The following is a 16941-nucleotide window of genomic DNA, read 5'->3' as shown; positions in this document are numbered from 1 at the left end:
TATACATAATGCATGGTTGGGAAGGAAAAAACAAGAATATGTAAACAATATTCTACAAAAAAGATAGAAGACTGGGAGAGTTGAACGAAAAAATCAAGAGAAAAGCTTTGCTTTACGTGAGCTTTTCTCTTGATTTTTTAGAAAGAGGAACATTTACTTTACTGAATATCCCTTTGTAAACGGTATAAGTCTGCATAAACATTAGGGCTGGATGCTCACGCTGGCTCGAAATCGTCACGCCCGTGCCACCGGGGGCAATCACCCGACCTACCTCTTCAAGCAGCACGGCCGTACCGTATAGATCCACTTTCAAAATGGTTTCTACGGGTGCTTGACTGGGTGATACGCCGGCGGCATTTACCAACATCGAAATCTCCCCGTACTTCTGTGCCTCGGCAATCAGATTCAGGATGGAAGACCGGGAGGACAAGTTCATTTCCACGGGGACGGTGTCGAAGCCTGCCTCGTTAATTGTTTTGGAAATCGCGTCTGCATTTGCCTTGTTCTTGTCGCCGATGACGATCTTCATGCCATAACCCATCCGGCGGGCGATGGCCATACCAATCTGACCGGCTCCGGTCAATATCATTACATTTTTCATGTCTTTTATCTTTTCAACTGTTATTTATCTTGAATGATTTGCCTGCCAGCCTTTTGTTGTTTTCCGTGCTTGTTCCTGCGATTTTTGGGCTGTAGTTCCGCGTATTGCCAGACCATTCAGCACAGTAGCGCCATCACATGCCTTTTTTATTTTGTTTTCCGTATCCGACAAGCCGCTGCCTTCGTGGGTGCAAAACGGGATAACCGTCTTTCCCTGCCAATCATGCTTCTCGATGAAGGTGTAGACCGGCATCGGCATGTCTCCCCACCAATTGGGATAGCCAATATAAATCACGTCATACTTCTCCACAGCAATATCTCCTTTGATTACAGGACGGGACTTGTTCTCCTTTTCCGTTTTAGCAATATCCACGCAAGCATTGTATTCATCCGGATAAGGATTCACCGGTTCTATCTGAAACAATTTGCCGCCGGTTTCTTCTGCAATCATCTCGGCTATGATATGCGTGTTACCTTTGCTGATTTTGCCCACATTGTAGTTCTCTCCGGTCCGGGAGAAATATGCTACCAGTACGTTCTTGTTTTTCATTGTGTAATCTTGTGATACAGCGTTTTGTGCGAACGAAAAAATTCCACATGCGCACAATGCAGTTAAAATTATCTGAATCTTTTTCATACCTTATTCGTTATTATCAGTTTTTATTGTTCTCAATGGCAAAGATAGCCGGTTGTATCGGGTCAGGGCTTAAACAAATTACGGATTGGCCTACCGAAATTACAGATTGTTCCTCACTTTGAATCAAGATGTTACCAAAACATCTTCCGGGATTATACGGATTACGGATTTTATAACCGGAATTACGGATTTTGCCGATAAGTATGTATCCGGGCATTGGAAAAACATTACTTTTGCTTTCTATTATGAACGAACATAATATATATGAACAAGAATTTATTGAATATAGAGACTATTTCCGAATACAACGACATGCTTGGTGTAGGGACCTTGCATCCTCTTGTCAGTGTTGTTGATTTGTCGAAGGCTAAACCGATACGCCACATGCGCCATACATTCAGCTTTTATACAGTTTATCTGAAAGAGGTAAAATGCGGTGACTTGATATACGGCCGGCAGTATTACGACTATCAGGAAGGAACAGTGGTATGCCTCGCTCCGGGACAAGTCATAGGCATCGAAGACAATGGCGAGACATTCCAGCCCAAAGGATGGGCATTATGTTTCCATCCGGATCTCATACACGGCACATCTTTGGGCGGCCATATCAAGGAGTACACCTATTTTTCGTATGAAGTAAACGAAGCGTTACACCTTTCGTTGGAAGAACGTGGAATATTCGTGGACTGTCTCAATAAAATCAGCCATGAACTGGAACACGCCATTGACCGATTGAGCAAACGGCTCATAGCGACAAATATTGAATTGCTACTGGATTATTGCCTGCGTTTTTATGAGCGACAGTTCATTACGCAAGAAAATGCAAATACTGACATTCTGACCCGATTTGAGGCTTTGCTCGATAACTACTTCGAAAGTAACAGGGCAAAAGCAGAAGGATTACCGACAGTGAAATGGTGCGCATCGGAATTGTGCCTCTCATCCAATTATTTCGGCGACCTGATAAAGAAAGAGACAGGCAAGACCGCACAGGAGCATATACAGCTCAAACTGATAGGTCTGGCAAAGGAAATGGTATTGAATCCGGAACGCTCGATTTCTGAAATCGCCTATGAACTCGGATTCCAATATCCGCAACATTTCACGCGGTTGTTCAAGAAGGTGACAGGCATGCCCCCAAACGATTACAGACAGCAAGGATTAACGGCATAATTCAACCGGATGGATATGGAAGAACTTAGAATAGATATGCGCAAACCCGAAGAGGCGAATCCGGCAGAAGGGATTCGCTGCGCGCAATTATGTTTCAGGATAAACCATACTATGCCTTATACCGAAGAATATGACAAGTTAATAAATGAGCTGTTCTTAGGTAATATCGGTGAAAATAGTCGGATAATGCCTCCTGTAAACGTAGTGCGCGGCAATAAGGTGAAAATCGGCAGGAATGTGGTAATCATGAACAACTCCCTCTTCATGGCGGCAGGAGGAATTACAATCGATGACGATGTGATGGTCGCCGCCAATGCCCAGCTTATTTCCAACAATCACGATTTATACGACCATCAGGTATTGACCTGCAAACCGGTTCATTTGAAACGGAACTGCTGGATCGGTGCCGGAGCAACGATTCTGCCCGGTGTCACCGTAGGGGAAAATGCAGTTGTCGCCGCCGGAGCGGTGGTGACCAAAAATGTAGAACCCAATACGGTTGTCGGAGGAAATCCTGCAAAAATCATCAGGCGGCTTTCCGATAAATAACCCGAAAAAGATGCTATTTCCGGTAATCCGTCGGATTAAGCCCGAGGTTCTGCTGCACGTAACGGCTAAAGTAAGCAGGCGATGAGAATCCGAACATATCGGAAATCTGGACGAACGTCAGCGACTTGTCGCGCAGCAGCCGCGAAATATCGAGAATCGTGTAACGGTTGATCCAATAGTTTGCGGCATATCCGCTGACCTTTTTCGACACCTCCGACAGATATTTCGACGTGACGCACAAACAGTCGGCATAATAGGACACTTCCCGATGTTCACGGTATGAACCTTCTTCCAGCATTTTCAGAAAACGATTCATGATGGAAGCGTTCTGTGTGGAAATGTCGCTTTCACCGTAGATGCGGGCATGAAAATCAAAGAAGTCGAGGATGGCGGCCTGCATGGCGTTGATGAGCGTCTCGCGGTAGAAACGATGTTCCGTATCGGTGATGCGTTGTTCGAGCAGGTCGAAATCGCGTCGGCAGACAATCTGCTGTTCGGGCGAGAGCCGCATGACGGGATTGAGGAAGAGAGCCAGTTGTCCTTTCATGCCGTAATTGCTTTGCGGCGTACACAGCTCAACGAACCCGGGTGTCACATAGATGATTTTGCATCGGAAATCATCCGACGGTTCTATCCTTTCGATAAGTTTCCGCTTGCGGATAATGGACAAATCCCCCGCATACAACTCGAAATCCCGTTCGTTGAAACGGTAGCGGCACGTTCCGCCCAAGCAGAGCAAATGAGCCAGATATTCCTCCTCGGAGTCAGTCGGAATCCGACCGCCCCAATCAACAACGACAATATCTTTTTGCTCCTTCATAACCTCTTCCTGTTTTCGAGTGCAAAAATAACGAAAATCCGGATTCGCTCTGTAATCACACCCCTAAAACCATTGAATTACTGCATTTTTAACGGTTGTACGCATTTTCTTAGGCCAGTTCTTGCGAAACAATCGGCCGTTGGGCAACCGTCCATCGACAGAACTCATGATATGGCGGATTACCTTTGGTTTCATAACTTACAGCTTTATGGGTGATCCTCCGAACACTTCGCTCATCCGCATCGCACCGAGTGCCGCATCGATGTTTTCCACCTGTTCTGCTGTCAAATGAATATCGGCAGCCCCGATGTTCTCTTTCAACCGGCACAAATGTTGCGTGCCCGGAATAGAAACAATCCACGGCTTTTTGTTCATCATCCACGCCAACGCAATCTGCGACGGTGTGGCATGATGCTCTTCCGCCAGACTTCCGATAAGGGCAAAAAGCGGACGGTTCTGCTCGAAACTCTCCGGTCGGAACTGGGGCATCGACGCCCGGTAATCTGTCGCAGGGTCGAATGTCGTGTCTGCCGTATAACAGTCGGTCAGCAACCCATTGGCCAGCGGAGAGAATGCCACAAAACCGATTCCCAGCTCTTCGAGCACGGGGAACAGCTCTTCATGTCGGCGCGCCATCATCGAATAGCGGTTCTGTACGGCCGTGACGGGACAGACTTTGTGGGCGCGGCGCAGATATTCCTCCGTAGCTTCCGAAATACCCCAGTGGAGGATTTTGCCCTCACGAATCAGGTCGGCCATCACACCTGCCACCTCCTCCGGCGCAACCTTCGGATCGATACGGTGCTGGTAATAGAGGTCGATGCGGTCGGTACGCAGACGGTGGAGCGATTCCTCCACCGAACGGCGGATGGTGACCGGACGTGAATCGGGAATTACCGCATGTGTGCCGCCCGCTTCGGGACGGTCGAACGATATTCCGAATTTGGTAGCGATGACGACACGGTTGCGAAACCGTTGCAGGGCTTTCCCCAACAATTCTTCGTTATCGTGAGGCCGGTCGGAAGTCCCGTACATTTCAGCCGTATCGAAAAAGGTATAACCCATCTCCACGGCGTCGGCCAGCAACTCCGTCATTTCTTCCTTGTCGGCCGGCGCACCGTAGGCATGGCTCATGCCCATGCAGCCCAGACCTACGGCGGAGACTCTCAATCCGCTCAATCCCAATACCCGGTATTCCATATTTCTTATCCGTTTTAATGATTTCCAGCACAAAATTGACCGGACTTACGCACAACGGACTTACGGGAAATACGGCTTGAATTACAATTATTTCGGTTTTTGAATATCGGGTTGCCTCTATCCGTAAAAACAGCAATATGAACCGAAATTTGTATAACAACTCCCAAAAAGCAAACATGTAATTTTGCTGCCGGGAATAATCAATCACAATGATGAATATGAATACAGTAAAATTGAACAACGGCGTCGAAATGCCCCAGATGGGTTATGGCGTCTATCAGGTATCGCCCGCCGAATGCGAGCGTTGTGTAACGGACGCACTCAGTGTAGGCTATCGTATGATTGATACGGCGCAAGCCTACCATAACGAGGAGGGTGTGGGCAATGCCGTGCGCAAAAGCGGCATCGACCGAAAGGAAATTTTCCTTGTGTCGAAAGTATGGATTTCAAACTACGGCTACGAAAAGGCAAAGGCTTCCATCGACGAGAGCCTGCGTAAGTTACAGACGGACTACATCGACCTGATGCTCCTGCATCAGCCGTTCTGCGACCGTTATGGCGCATACCGCGCACTGGAAGAGGCGTACAAGGAAGGAAAACTCCGCGCTATCGGCGTCTCGAACTTCTACCCCGACCATTTCATCGACATCGCCAGCAACGTGGAAATCGTTCCGGCGGTCAATCAGGTGGAAACGCACGTCTTCGACCAGCAAATCGAGCCGCAGCAAATCATGGAGGAGTTCGGCACGCGCATCATGTCGTGGGGACCGCTTGCCGAGGGGCGCAACGGTTTCTTCACGAATCCGATGCTTGCAGAAATCGGCAGCAAATACGGCAAAAGCGTGGCGCAGGTCGCCCTGCGTTGGCTCATCCAGCGCGGCGTCATCATCATCCCCAAATCGACCCACATAGAGCGGATGCAGCAGAATATCGACATATTCGATTTCTCGCTGTCCGACGAGGATATGGCCGCCATCGCCACGCTCGACACGGGCCGTAGTCTCTTCTTCGACCACCACGATGCGGAAACCGCCCGCATGTTCATGGGTTGGAGGTAGAGAAAAAATAAACCTCTATTGACGGACACCGCGTAGAAAAATCCGATCAACCGGCAAATCATGGTTTACCGGTTGATCTTTGCTATTTGTATATACTCCGAATACCGAAGCAGAATTATAATAATAAAGAATAGACAAAATCGAGAGTTATAAGGTTTATAGAGATTGTTAGCTATTGAAATTGTGGTAGAAAAATTAGCAGATAAGTAAAAAATATTACCTTGGCGATACAAAAGGAGAGAGTTACTATAAGTATATTCAAGGTCTTATTTTACTAATGGAAAGACATTGGAATGAAATTGTAACTATCTGATTGCAATAATCTCCAATAAAAAGTATTATTTGCCACAAACGATAAACGGTATTTTTATAAATTTGCATTATGATAGAAAACAGCCATTTAAATCATATTGAATCACAGATAAAATCCGAATACTTGTCCATTCCTTCCAAAACAATTCTTTTGGAGGAAGGAAAAGTTGCAGAAAAACTCTATCTGATCCGTAAAGGTTGTCTGCGGCTGTTTTTCTATAATGAAGGGAAAGATATTGCTTTTCAATTCTTTTTCGAAGGGGATTTTGTCGCCTCATTCGATAGCCTATATAAACGCACGCCGAGTCTTTTCTATTTGGAGAGTATCGAACCAACTGAACTCACAGCTATAAGAAGAGAGGATTTTTACAACCTAATCAACAATAATTTGTCGTTTAGACAGTTGTATGAAGAAAAACTCATAGACCGTTTTCATGCTTACCAACAACTATTCTTGTCAAGAATAAAAAACACACCGCAACAGCGATATGAAGAATTGCTGAAAGAGTATCCCAACATAATACAGCGTGTTCCGCAACATTATATAGCGTCTTATCTTGGCATAACTCCCGTTTCTTTATCACGCATAAGAAACCGTCATTAACTTCATTTCTTTACAATTGTTATCGTTCAGATTCTACTTGAATACCGAATTTTGCACCGTAAATATGAAAACGGTAAGCAATGAAGAAGATTTTTGTAATAGACTGAATTTTGGTTTTTGTGTTTGTTTTATCAGCATTTCCCGGAATAGGATTGCATATTGCCGGACATGGCAACAGCCACGAAGTATGGCATAATTGGGCTGTATTTCATGTTTTGACCAGCTTTTTATTTTTTGTGGCAGCAATATTCCATATAACAACACATTGGGGATGGTATAAAGGAATAATAAAAAATGGGCTTGGCAGAAAAAGTAAAATTACAGTAGTGCTTTCGGTTGTGTTCTTACTTGTATCTGTTACCGGAATTATCTTATTGGGAGTAAACGGGGCTAATTCCGACATAGGATTATTGCACTATGAAATAGGGATTGCCACAATAATTCTATGTGTCGGACATATATTGAAACGAATCCATTTATTGCGCAAATCGCTAAAATAAGCAATCATATAATGAATAAATATGAGAAAATAAATTGGAGCAGCAAGTATTCCGATAATTATCGCCTGTGTGGTAACCGATTATTGAAAATCTATTTATATCTTTGTATCGGGAAAAGTGTTCTTTTGACTTAATGCGAAATATGGTGGATATGTGTAGTTCGCTCGTTTCTAAATCGTTACCCATTCAAGAGAATAGAAACTCTAATTAGCTGTATCTCAATCAGAAAAGAGAGCTTGAATGTCTTCCACAATGAAAGGTGATAGGTTTCTTGATGCCAGATGCTTCTATCCAAACTTTCAGAGGGCGGGAAATCCAAGAGGCATCAGTCAATCCTTCAAAAACGAAAGCTTCGTCATTGCTTGAGCGTTCACCGCATAACTGAAGGGTTTGTTGGATGACTGGCTTATAATCGGGTCTTTTTGTCTTTTGCTGAACTACGACTGCTTGCCATGTGCCCTTGCTTGTTTGCTGAATTTGTTTCCATTTCAAAGTTTGAATATCACTATGCCGCAATCCTGTGAGAATAGAGAACAAGAACGCACGTTTCAAAACATCATCCTTGCAAGGGGTATCAACCAACATTTGCACCTCATTCATGGTAAGTGCAACACGGGGTTTCTCAATGTTTGTTATTCCCTTTACTTTTGCACTTATATCAACTGTAAGATATTCATCAATAAATGCCTGTTTCAGTCCGGCTTTGAGTATGGAGAAATAGGTTGATGCCGTATTTTGTGAGATAGTACCTTTCTTATTCCCTCCCATTGGAGCACGGAGAAGGAACATCTTTATATCTTCAAGCAGTTTAACGGAAATCGCCTTGAATGGAATTGGCTGCCCTTGCGAATACATTTTCAATAATTCACCTACACGCCTCCAGTTGACTATAATCGAATCGGAACTATTGGGATGACGTGTGCTTATAATACCATTGAAATACCTGATAAAATCCTGTTCACTCCGCTCATTCTGTGCAGCGATTTCGTTTTCCTTATCAGTGTAAAGGATGGCACTATCGTATTCGTGTTGGCGTAACTTACGAACATTGTCGGCATAGATACAAGCCTCTTGGTCTATCGTTGAACGGCATTGGATAATCCCGTTCAAATCACGCTTGGGCTTATAGTTGAATGTTCCATCCGGCAAGATACGTGCAATGGACGACTTGTCCCAAACAGGTGTGGATATAGTCCGGTTAATAGATTCCACCACACGGCTTGCCCGTTTAGAACCTCGCTTGTAAACGGGATATGATTCTATAATCAGATACCACTCTTCTTTGTAATTCGACCTTCTGAGCTTGACGGTCACTTTGGTATTAGGTAATGCTTTCTTCATAATGACTTATATAATTTATCAATTTCAGATTTGGGAACATAAACATAATTGCCGATTTGGCGTGTAGGAATAGAATGACGGCGTATGTGCTTAAATACACTGCTGTCATTGATATGGAACTTCTTTGCGATCTCTCCGATGGTGTAACAATCTTTGGGTTCAAAGGACAATGCTTCCTTTTTTCTCTTTCTACTCCCTGCCTTTGTTTTGAAGTGTTCATCCATATACTGCCGGCTAAGGCGTGTCAGACGTTGACCAAAATTGTATGACGGTATCAAGCCTTGCCGTATCATACGATAAAGAACGTCTTTACTAATGCCGTAAATCAGCATAGCCTCTTTAACCGTTAGATATCCCTTACTGGATGGTATTCGCCTGACCAATGCTTGACGTATCGCCTCTTTCTCTTTTGAGATTTGCCTTTTCTTATACGCCCTCTTGGAACAAGCCGGACAACAATACTTCGACACTAATGTGGGAGGAGTAAAGATTTTACCGCACTCCTCGCAACTTCTTTGGATGGTGTAATTTCCTCTTGGCATATTCTTCTCGTTTTAAATGGTTTATATCAATTTAAGTTGTACCTTATCGCCAAATAAGACGTGTCGCAAACATGTCGCAAATAAGAGATAAAAAAGCCCATAGAAAACACATAGCAACCATGAACCCCATAAACGCAAAAAGCGTGCAACTCATTGAGCTGCACGCTTTTGCTTATTGTTTATTATCTGTTTCCTTATCGGAATCATTTGACTTCCTCAAAGTCAACGTCTGTAACGTTACCGTCTTTACTGTTGTTGCTACCAGCGTTACCGCCAGCTTGTTGACCACCGAAGTTAGGATCTGCTTGCGAGCCACCTTGAGCGTTGTACATTTCTTGGCTAGCTGCTTGGAATACGCTGTTCAATTCTGCCATAGCAGCATCGATACTTGCGACATCCTGAGCCTTATGAGCTTCTTTCAATTTGTTCAAAGCGCTTTCGATCGGAGCTTTCTTGTCTGCCGGAAGCTTGTCACCAAGATCTTTCAATTGTTTCTCAGTCTGGAAGATCATGCTATCTGCTTGATTCAATTTATCGATACGCTCTTTCTCTTTCTTATCGGCCTCTGCGTTTGCGGCAGCCTCTTCTTTCATACGCTTAACCTCGTCGTCGCTCAAACCGCTGGAAGCCTCGATACGGATACTTTGTACTTTACCGGTTCCTTTATCCTTAGCAGATACGTTCAAAATACCGTTAGCGTCGATATCGAATGTAACCTCGATCTGAGGGACACCACGTTGTGCGGCAGGTATTCCATCCAAGTGAAAACGACCGATAGACTTATTATCTTTAGCCAAAGAACGCTCTCCTTGCAAGATGTGGATCTCAACAGAAGGCTGGTTATCTACGGCAGTTGTAAATGTCTCGGACTTCTTGGTCGGTATAGTCGTGTTAGACTCGATCAATTTGGTCATTACACCACCCATAGTCTCAATACCTAAAGACAGCGGAGTAACATCCAACAATAATACATCTTTAACCTCACCTGTCAATACACCACCTTGGATCGCTGCACCTACGGCTACTACTTCATCGGGGTTAACGCCCTTAGATGGAGCTTTACCGAAGAACTTCTCAACGATAGCCTGTACTGCCGGGATACGAGTAGAACCACCTACCAAGATAACCTCGTCGATATCAGAAGTAGATAAACCAGCGTCTTTCAAGGATTGACGGCACGGTTCGATACATGCTTGGATCAGACCGTCAGCCAATTGTTCGAATTTAGCACGAGTCAAAGTCTTAACCAAGTGCTTTGGAATACCGTTTACCGGCATGATATACGGCAAGTTGATCTCAGTGCTAGTTGTACTTGACAACTCGATCTTTGCTTTTTCGGCAGCTTCTTTCAAGCGTTGTAAAGCCATAGGGTCTTTACGTAAATCCACGCCTTCTTCACGTAAGAACTCCTCTGCCAACCAGTCGATGATTACATGGTCGAAATCATCACCACCAAGGTGAGTATCACCGTTGGTTGATTTCACCTCGAATACACCATCGCCTAGCTCAAGGATAGAGATATCGAATGTACCACCGCCCAAGTCAAATACGGCGATCTTCATGTCTTTATTCGTTTTGTCCAAACCATAAGCCAAAGATGCGGCAGTCGGTTCGTTTACGATACGACGGACAGTCAAACCTGCGATCTCACCTGCCTCTTTCGTAGCCTGACGTTGAGCGTCGCTAAAGTAAGCAGGTACTGTGATAACGGCTTCCGTTACTTCCTGTCCCAAATAATCCTCAGCTGTCTTTTTCATTTTCTGCAGGATCATCGCTGAGATTTCCTGCGGTGTATACAAACGTCCTTCGATATCTACACGAGGTGTGTTATTATCACCACGCACTACTTTATAAGGAACACGATTGATTTCCTTTTGTACTTGGTCATAAGTTTCACCCATGAAACGTTTGATAGAGAATATAGTCTTTTCAGGATTGGTGATAGCCTGACGTTTTGCGGGATCACCCACCTTACGCTCGCCGCCTTCCACGAAAGCAACGATTGAAGGTGTTGTTCTTTTACCTTCGCTGTTTGCGATAACAACCGGTTCATTACCTTCCAGTACGGCAACACAAGAGTTGGTTGTTCCTAAGTCAATTCCAATAATCTTTCCCATGATTGTAAATATTTTAATTGTTATTATTCATCGTCCGTCATCCTCCTCGTTGAAAGGATTCACTTAGTATGCAACAAATGCCGTGCCAAAGAAGTTTGACTTTGAAAATAAATAACACGTGTCATGAATCGTGACATTTTGACGGTTGGGTAGGATACCAAAAGCCCCGGAACTGTTTTAATAGGCCCGGGGCTTCTTTTGTTATTTGTTAATTATTTCCTTTTCTTCTTTCATGTCAAGCTCATTCTTGTCAGCGTCAAAGAATTTGTATTCAAGAAAGGCAAGACTTTGATTGGGAATAACTTTTAAACCATGTGTGTACTTCATTTTCCACTTCATGCTTAAGGGTAACAACCCCTTGTTCACATACGCTGCGACATACGGATGTACATGCAGGGTGAATTTCTTCACGTGATGTTTGTTTACTAAGCAATCTATTTTTTCTTCTAGGCTGTCGGTAAACAGGATGGAAGGCTTAACCGTTCCTGTTCCGAAACAGGATGGGCAGTCTTCAGACGTATCCACGTCCATTGCCGGACGTACCCGCTGACGGGTAATCTGCATCAAGCCAAACTTACTAAGAGGAAGGATGTTGTGTTTAGCCCGGTCATTTACCATTGCCTTTGTCATGTGTTCAAATAGCTTTTGCCGATTAGCAGCCTCTGCCATATCGATAAAGTCAATGACGATGATACCTCCCATGTCTCGTAAGCGGAGCTGACGGGCGATTTCATCGGCGGCGGCTATATTTACATCAATAGCTGTCTTTTCTTGGGCATCGCTGCCTTTGGAACGATTCCCGCTGTTTACGTCAATAACGTGCATAGCTTCCGTATGCTCGATAATCAAGTAAGCTCCACTCTTATAAGTGACAGTTCGTCCGAATAGCGACTTGATTTGCTTGGTGATTGCGAAATTGTCGAAGATAGGAAGCGCTCCCGTATATAATTGTACGATTTCTTCCCGTCCTGGTGCGATCAAGCTTACATAGTCGCGGACATTATTGTAGACCTCCTTGTCATTTACATAAATGTTTTGGAAAGAGGGGTTGAATATATCCCGAAGTAAAGCTACGGTACGTGCTGTTTCCTCATAAACGATAGCCGGAGCTTTGAGTTTAGGTACCTTCACGATATTATCCTCCCATCGTTTCACCAATGTCTTCAGTTCATGATCAAGCTCCGCAACACGTTTGCCCTCCGAAGATGTCCGTACGATAACACTGAAATTCTTCGGTTTGATACTTTGGATTAACTGGCGCAAACGAGCCCGTTCCTCGCTTGATTTAATTTTTGTGGAGACAGATACTTTATCGGCAAACGGAATCAACACGATATATCTTCCGGCAAAAGAAAGCTCGGAAGTCAATCGGGGACCTTTCGTCGAGATAGGCTCTTTAGCAATTTGAACCAACACCTCTTGTCCTACTTTCAGCACGTCACTGATACTCCCGCTCTTTTCGATCTCCGGTAAAATCTGTGTTTTCGACAGTACCGGTGCCTTTTTGGGATCGCTCAGCAATTGCTTTAAATATTTCTGTTGGGTGTTGAAGTTAGGACCTAAGTCCAAATAGTGAAGAAACGCATCCTTTTTATAACCGACATCAATGAACGCAGCGTTTAAGCCCGGCATGAGTTTCTTAACCTTACCTAGATAGATATCGCCAACGGCAAACGAGACATTGCGAGCCTCCTTTTGGAGTTCCACAAGGCTCTTGTCCTCCAAAACGGCGATAGATACCTCTTTGGGCTGTACATCAACTACTAATTCACTAATCACTTAAGATGTGTTTTTTAAGATCAGACCTTATAAAATACGCAAAGAACAAACTTAAAAGGTCACTTATTAAGTTTGTTCTTTAGAGTTTGTTAGATAGACTTATTTCTTCTTATGTCTATTCTTCTTCAGTCTCTTTTTACGCTTGTGCGTAGACATTTTATGTCTTTTTCTTTTCTTTCCGCTAGGCATCGCTTTAAAATTTTAAATTAAACGTATAATAATTAATCACTTAACTTCACCGATAAAAGTCTTAGCCGGCTTGAATGACGGAATGTTGTGTTCCGGGATGATAATCGTAGTATTTTTTGAAATATTACGAGCTGTCTTTTGAGCTCTTTTCTTAATAACGAAACTTCCGAAACCTCTCAAGTAAACGTTTTCGCCTTGTGCTAAAGAACTTTTTACGATATCCATGAAGGACTCAACGCTTGCTAGCACTGTTTGTTTGTCAATACCAGTGCTTTTTGAAATCTCGCTAACAATATCTGCTTTAGTCATGTCTATAAATTAATTAATTGATTTTGACCTATTAATTTTTTGGAATGCAAATATATAGCTTTTTATTTAAGTGAAAAAAGAATTGAGCTTCAATTTTTAAATAAAAAGATTCTTCTCGATTCGCAATATATATGTATGTTTGCGGTAATCAAATAGTTATGATGTTGAAAAGCGAGAAAGTATGCAGTTATGTTACAGTCTGAAAGCGAGTTAGAAATCAGCCGAATATTGGTTGAGTGGTATGAGATCTATAAAAGAGAACTTCCTTGGAGGGAAACGAGAGATCCCTATATCATCTGGATATCGGAGATTATATTGCAACAAACCCGTGTTGTACAGGGATTGGAGTATTTTTTGCGTTTTACCGAACGTTTCCCGAATGTGGCATCTCTAGCGGCGGCGGAAGAAGATGAGGTGCTGAAATATTGGCAAGGGTTGGGGTATTATAGTCGGGCCCGTAACTTACATGCGGCGGCTAAATCTATCATGGAGCGGTTTAACGGTGTTTTCCCGGAGAATTATAAAGAGGTCTTATCCTTGAAAGGTATCGGGGAGTATACGGCGGCGGCGATCGTCTCCTTTGCTTGGAACCAACCTTATCCGGTCGTGGATGGAAATGTGTACCGGGTACTTTCCCGCTTGTTTGCCGCAGATACGCCGATCGATACCGCTAAGGGTAAAAAGCAATTTGCGGAACTGGCCGGGATGATCTTGGACCGTAAGAACGCAGGGGCACATAATCAAGCGATCATGGAATTGGGTGCTTTGCGATGTGTTCCCAAAAATCCGGATTGTAAGGTGTGTCCCCTAAAAGATAAATGCATGGCATTCGCTTCCGGCGATGCGCAAGCTTATCCGGTGAAACAAAATAAGACAAAGACAAGGGATCGTTATTTCCACTATCTATACATTATATATAAGGGACAAACTTGGATGAACAGACGGGCGGGTAAGGATATCTGGACCGGCTTGTATGAATTTCCTTTGATTGAGACGGATCATGCGATGGATTTTTCTGGTTTGTGTGAGACGCAATCCTTCCGTGATCTATTGGGGGATGCAGGAACATTGAGTATCACCCAAGGGCTATCGAATGTCAAGCATACGCTCTCGCATCAAATTTTATACGCTTCTTTCTATCAAATAGAGATAGAGCGGATTCCGGAATCCTTGGGGAATTACCTCTCTTTGTCTTGCCGGGATATTGAGAAGTATGCCGTTCCTCGGCTGATACATATTTATTTAGAGAAATTAAACGGAAACTTGTGAGAATGATTGAATTTGTGTTTCTTTGTATTCTTATTAAGAATTTGAGCTATGTCATTGAATAAAGTTATATTGATCGGCAACGTAGGCAAAGATCCTGACGTTCGCTATTTTGACAGTGGTGCCGCTGTCGCTAATTTCCCATTGGCAACCTCGGAACGTGGGTATACGTTGGCAAATGGAACAGTGGTTCCGGAACGTACGGAGTGGCATAATATCGTAGTTCGCCGGGATTTGGTTACTTTTGTGGAGAAATGGGTACGTAAAGGTTCCGGTGTATATGTGGAAGGTAAGATCCGTACGCGTAATTATGATGATCAAAGTGGCGTGAAACGATATGTTACGGAGATCCATGCGGATCGTGTCGAGTTTTACAGCACGGGTTCCCGCCCGGCTGATGGTGGCAATACTACTGCGCAAGGCGGTAGTATACGGCCTACTATGGGACAAGGACAACCTGTTCAGCCGACCACGGCACCTAATACCGCTTATCAACAGCCGGCTGCCTCGCAGCCTAGCGCATTCTCAGAATCCAGTGACGCGGATGATCTCCCGTTCTGATATTGTTTAACTAATATTGTTTCCCTTGGACTCGGACTATTATTTATCGGGCTTATTTGAAAACGTAACGGTACAGGCACTGACAGCGGGTCCTGTAATCGCATTAAGCCTCGCTTTTTTACTGCTGTTTGTTTCCGGCTTCGTGTCAGCCTCCGAAGTGGCATTCTTTTCTCTAACCCCGAGCGATCTGAATGAGATCGGGGAAGAGGATCGTCCGGCAGATCCTGTCATCAAACGTCTCCTCGAACGTTCGGAGTATCTGTTGGCATCTATATTGATCGCTAATAATTTCGTAAATGTGGCGGTCGTTATGCTTTGTACCTATGCGATCAACGCTTGGATTAATTTCTCGACCGCACCTCTTCTAGGCTTTGTGTTTGAGACGATTCTCTTGACTTTCTTACTTTTACTTTTTGGAGAGATCATGCCTAAGATTTACGCACAGAAGAATTCTTTGCGCTTTGTTCGTTCCTCAGCCTCCATATTAAGTGGTGTGGAACGTTTCTGCCGCCCATTCTCGAAAATCTTGGTTAATTCCACATCGGTTATCAATAAAGCATTAGCGAAAAAGAAATATGATATTTCTGTAGATGAGCTTTCTAAAGCGTTAGAGCTAACCTCTACCGAGATTCCGGAGGAGAAAGAAATGTTGGCGGAAATTATCAAGTTTTATAATAAGACCGCGGATGAGATCATGACTCCTCGTCTGGATATGGAAGATATCGGGATTAAGATCAGTTTCCGCGAGGTGGTTGATTTTATTATCAAATCCGGCTATTCGCGTATTCCTGTATATTCCGAGACTGAGGATAATATAAAGGGTATCTTATATATCAAGGACTTATTGCCCTATATTGACAAGCCCGACACATTCCGTTGGCAGAGTTTGATCCGACCGGCTTATTTTGTGCCGGAAACCAAGAAGATTGATGATTTGCTGGAAGAGTTCCGTACTAATAAAATTCATATGGCGATCGTGGTCGATGAGTTCGGCGGTACCTCCGGTATCGTGACGATGGAAGATATCCTAGAGGAAATTGTCGGAGAGATCTCCGATGAATATGATGAGGATGAGCAACAATTCATCCGCTTAGCCGATGGCAGCTTGATCTTTGAGGCCAAGATCTTATTGACGGATTTCTTCCGGGTTATCGATGCCGATCCCTCTGGTTTTGGTAGATTGACGGAAGAAGTGGAAACTTTGGCCGGTCTTTTGTTGGAGATAAAGGGAGATTTCCCACGCCGTAGGGAGATTATAGATTATGGGGAATATCGTTTCCAAGTGCTGGAAGTGGATAACAGGAGGATATTAAAGGTTAAATTTAATCGTATTCCCGAAGGTACGGGGAATGATGAGAAAGGGAAAGATACGAAGTAAATGTTT

At 43.9% G+C, this 16941-nt stretch carries 17 protein-coding genes; 8 read left to right on the top strand and 9 right to left on the bottom strand.

Annotated features, from left to right (window positions below; translation table 11 throughout):
- Positions 1–112: 112 nt before the first annotated feature.
- Together E5342_RS06655 and E5342_RS06650 are read right to left on the bottom strand one after the other, a co-directional pair.
- Positions 113–601, bottom strand: coding sequence for an SDR family NAD(P)-dependent oxidoreductase (locus E5342_RS06655; protein ID WP_259463431.1), 489 nt, complete (start codon positions 599–601; stop codon positions 113–115).
- A 24-nt stretch (positions 602–625) separates the two neighbouring features.
- Positions 626–1150 (bottom strand): flavodoxin, encoded by a 525-nt coding sequence (locus tag E5342_RS06650; RefSeq protein WP_236651358.1) that lies wholly within the window; start codon positions 1148–1150, stop codon positions 626–628.
- A 351-nt stretch (positions 1151–1501) separates the two neighbouring features.
- Between E5342_RS06650 and E5342_RS06645 the strand changes: the two genes are divergently transcribed.
- Together E5342_RS06645 and E5342_RS06640 are read left to right on the top strand one after the other, a co-directional pair.
- A complete protein-coding gene (locus E5342_RS06645) occupies positions 1502–2410 on the top strand; it encodes a helix-turn-helix domain-containing protein (protein ID WP_135959088.1) in 909 nt (302 codons plus the stop codon).
- A 15-nt stretch (positions 2411–2425) separates the two neighbouring features.
- Positions 2426–2959, top strand: coding sequence for an acyltransferase (locus E5342_RS06640; protein WP_117574197.1), 534 nt, complete (start codon positions 2426–2428; stop codon positions 2957–2959).
- A 13-nt stretch (positions 2960–2972) separates the two neighbouring features.
- Here E5342_RS06640 and E5342_RS06635 read toward each other — a convergent pair whose 3' ends face one another.
- Both E5342_RS06635 and E5342_RS06630 read right to left on the bottom strand, forming a co-directional pair.
- On the bottom strand, positions 2973–3779 hold the full coding sequence (locus E5342_RS06635; RefSeq protein ID WP_135959087.1) for a helix-turn-helix domain-containing protein: 807 nt from the start codon (positions 3777–3779) through the stop codon (positions 2973–2975).
- Positions 3780–3977: 198 nt separating this feature from the next.
- The gene (locus E5342_RS06630) at positions 3978–4979 is read right to left on the bottom strand and encodes an aldo/keto reductase (protein ID WP_135959086.1); all 1002 of its coding nucleotides are present in this window, start codon (positions 4977–4979) and stop codon (positions 3978–3980) included.
- 218 nt (positions 4980–5197) lie between these two features.
- Between E5342_RS06630 and E5342_RS06625 the strand changes: the two genes are divergently transcribed.
- The 3 genes from E5342_RS06625 (at position 5198) to E5342_RS06615 (ending at position 7453) form a co-directional block, all read left to right on the top strand.
- Complete coding sequence (locus E5342_RS06625; RefSeq protein WP_135959096.1) at positions 5198–6037, top strand: aldo/keto reductase; 840 nt, start codon at positions 5198–5200, stop codon at positions 6035–6037.
- A 382-nt stretch (positions 6038–6419) separates the two neighbouring features.
- Positions 6420–6953, top strand: a complete 534-nt coding sequence (locus tag E5342_RS06620; protein WP_121736429.1) for a Crp/Fnr family transcriptional regulator — start codon at positions 6420–6422, stop codon at positions 6951–6953.
- Between the two features lie 119 nt (positions 6954–7072).
- A complete protein-coding gene (locus tag E5342_RS06615) occupies positions 7073–7453 on the top strand; it encodes a hypothetical protein (protein ID WP_236651364.1) in 381 nt (126 codons plus the stop codon).
- 222 nt (positions 7454–7675) lie between these two features.
- Here E5342_RS06615 and E5342_RS06610 read toward each other — a convergent pair whose 3' ends face one another.
- From E5342_RS06610 to E5342_RS06585, 5 genes are all read right to left on the bottom strand, one after another.
- Positions 7676–8794, bottom strand: coding sequence for a site-specific integrase (locus tag E5342_RS06610; protein WP_121736428.1), 1119 nt, complete (start codon positions 8792–8794; stop codon positions 7676–7678).
- On the bottom strand, positions 8791–9336 hold the full coding sequence (locus E5342_RS06605; RefSeq protein WP_121736427.1) for a helix-turn-helix domain-containing protein: 546 nt from the start codon (positions 9334–9336) through the stop codon (positions 8791–8793). Before E5342_RS06605 ends, E5342_RS06610 begins: the two co-directional genes overlap by 4 nt.
- 203 nt (positions 9337–9539) lie before the next feature.
- The gene (gene dnaK / locus E5342_RS06595; protein WP_121736426.1) at positions 9540–11453 is read right to left on the bottom strand and encodes a molecular chaperone DnaK; all 1914 of its coding nucleotides are present in this window, start codon (positions 11451–11453) and stop codon (positions 9540–9542) included.
- A gap of 201 nt (positions 11454–11654) precedes the next feature.
- On the bottom strand, positions 11655–13232 hold the full coding sequence (locus tag E5342_RS06590) for an Rne/Rng family ribonuclease (protein ID WP_121736425.1): 1578 nt from the start codon (positions 13230–13232) through the stop codon (positions 11655–11657).
- Between the two features lie 225 nt (positions 13233–13457).
- Positions 13458–13730 (bottom strand): HU family DNA-binding protein, encoded by a 273-nt coding sequence (locus tag E5342_RS06585; protein ID WP_005854607.1) that lies wholly within the window; start codon positions 13728–13730, stop codon positions 13458–13460.
- Between the two features lie 189 nt (positions 13731–13919).
- Here E5342_RS06585 and mutY point away from each other — a divergent pair, with 189 nt between their 5' ends.
- Genes mutY through gldE form a run of 3 tightly spaced genes read left to right on the top strand, consistent with a single transcriptional unit; the run spans position 13920 to position 16935 of the window.
- The gene (gene mutY / locus E5342_RS06580; RefSeq protein WP_135959085.1) at positions 13920–14999 is read left to right on the top strand and encodes an A/G-specific adenine glycosylase; all 1080 of its coding nucleotides are present in this window, start codon (positions 13920–13922) and stop codon (positions 14997–14999) included.
- A gap of 48 nt (positions 15000–15047) precedes the next feature.
- A complete protein-coding gene (gene ssb / locus E5342_RS06575; protein WP_121736423.1) occupies positions 15048–15557 on the top strand; it encodes a single-stranded DNA-binding protein in 510 nt (169 codons plus the stop codon).
- A 25-nt stretch (positions 15558–15582) separates the two neighbouring features.
- On the top strand, positions 15583–16935 hold the full coding sequence (gene gldE / locus E5342_RS06570; RefSeq protein ID WP_121736441.1) for a gliding motility-associated protein GldE: 1353 nt from the start codon (positions 15583–15585) through the stop codon (positions 16933–16935).
- Positions 16936–16941 lie beyond the last annotated feature (6 nt).

The organism is Parabacteroides distasonis (assembly GCF_004793765.1).
Taxonomy (GTDB): Bacteria; Bacteroidota; Bacteroidia; order Bacteroidales; family Tannerellaceae; genus Parabacteroides; species Parabacteroides distasonis_A.
This window is presented reverse-complemented; position numbering and strand designations above follow the sequence as displayed.